Source organism: Kitasatospora sp. NPDC057512, assembly GCF_042802135.1.
Lineage (GTDB): Bacteria > Actinomycetota > Actinomycetes > Streptomycetales > Streptomycetaceae > Kitasatospora.
On record NZ_JBHVET010001183.1, the window covers coordinates 1 to 1,517 of the forward strand.

At 72.9% G+C, this 1,517-nt stretch carries 2 protein-coding genes; both read right to left on the reverse strand.

The features are described from left to right. Nucleotides 1-75: 75 nt before the first annotated feature. A complete protein-coding gene (locus ACFU6K_RS38745; RefSeq protein WP_074000774.1) occupies nucleotides 76-651 on the reverse strand; it encodes a TerD family protein in 576 nt (191 codons plus the stop codon). A gap of 245 nt (nucleotides 652-896) precedes the next feature. Beyond that, entirely contained in the window at nucleotides 897-1,355 is a 459-nt protein-coding gene (locus ACFU6K_RS38750) for a peroxiredoxin (RefSeq protein WP_380671326.1), read from the reverse strand. Between the last annotated feature and the right edge of the window lie 162 nt (nucleotides 1,356-1,517).

The window sequence follows — 1,517 nt, forward strand, 5'->3', positions numbered from 1 at the left end:
GCCCCGGACCACGGAGGTCCGGGGCCGCCCCGGGAGAACGGCGCGCAGCCCGCGCCGCAGGGCGCCGGCGACGGCTCAGACGTTGACGCCGAAGTCCTGCGCGATGCCGCGCAGGCCGGAGGCGTAGCCCTGGCCGATGGCGCGGAACTTCCACTCGCTGCCGTTGCGGTACAGCTCGCCGAAGACCATCGCGGTCTCGGTGGAGGCGTCCTCGGAGAGGTCGTAGCGGGCCAGCTCCGAGTTGTCGGCCTGGTTCACCACGCGGATGAACGCGTTGCGCACCTGGCCGAAGTTCTGGCTGCGGGTCTCGGCGTCGTAGATCGACACCGGGAAGACGATCTTCTCCACGTCCGCCGGGACGCCGGCCAGGTTGACCTTGATCGCCTCGTCGTCGCCCTCGCCCTCGCCGGTCAGGTTGTCACCGGTGTGCTCGACCGAGCCGTCCGGGCTCTTCAGGTTGTTGAAGAACACGAAGTTGCCGTCCGAGGCGACCTTGCCCTGGGCGTTGCACAGCAGTGCGCTGGCGTCCAGGTCGAAGTCCGCACCGGTGGTGGTCCGAACGTCCCAGCCCAGGCCGACGACCACGGCCGTGAGGCCCGGTGCCTCCTTGGTGAGCGAGACGTTGCCGCCCTTGCTGAGGCTGACTCCCACTAGTCCTCCAAGAATCGGGAGGCACGTCCAGTGGTGCCCCCGGTGGTGCGGTCCGGGGCGGCGGGAGGCCGTACCGGCTCCCGCTTCCCACCCCGCCAACGGCCCGAGCGTAGTACGGGGTTCCCGCCCGCACCCCTGATCAGGCCGGACACGGCCCCACGGCACCCGGCCGGCGGGCGCCGAGGGGGCCCGGCGGGCGCTCCCGGGGCGCGCCCGAGACCCCGGACGGGGCCCGGGCGGGGGCCTCAGAGCGCCGCGAGCACCTTCAGGTACTCCTGCTCGTCCCGGGCGTCCGGGAGGCCGTTGACGACGCTCCAGCGCACCGCGCCGGCGGTGTCGACCACGAAGGTGCCGCGCAGCGGGCAGCCCCGCTCCTCGTCGAGGACCCCGTACGCACGGGCGACCTCGCCGTGCGGCCAGAAGTCGGCCAGCAGCGGGAACTCCAGGCCCTCCCGGTCGGCGAAGACCCGCTGGGAGAACTGCGAGTCGCAGGAGAGGCCGAGCACCTGCGCGGTGTCGTTCTGCAGGCCCGCCAGCTCCCGCTGGATCGCACCCAGCTCGCCGGTGCAGACGCCGGTGAAGGCGAACGGGTAGAAGACCAGGACGACGTTCTTCCGGCCGCGGAAGTCGGAGAGCCGGACGGACTCGCCGTGCTGGTTGCGGAGCTCGAAGTCCGGAGCCTGGGTGCCGACCTCGATGGCCATGAACGGGACCTTTCTGACGCGACCGCGCCGCGCGGCGGGCGCGGCAGGCCACATCCTCGCATTCGTTTACGGCCGTTCCGCCGAACGGATGAGGCGGGCGGCCGCGGCCCCGCCGCGTTCGCCGTCCGCGAACGGCCCGGTCCCGGAGCGCCGGCCCGGCTC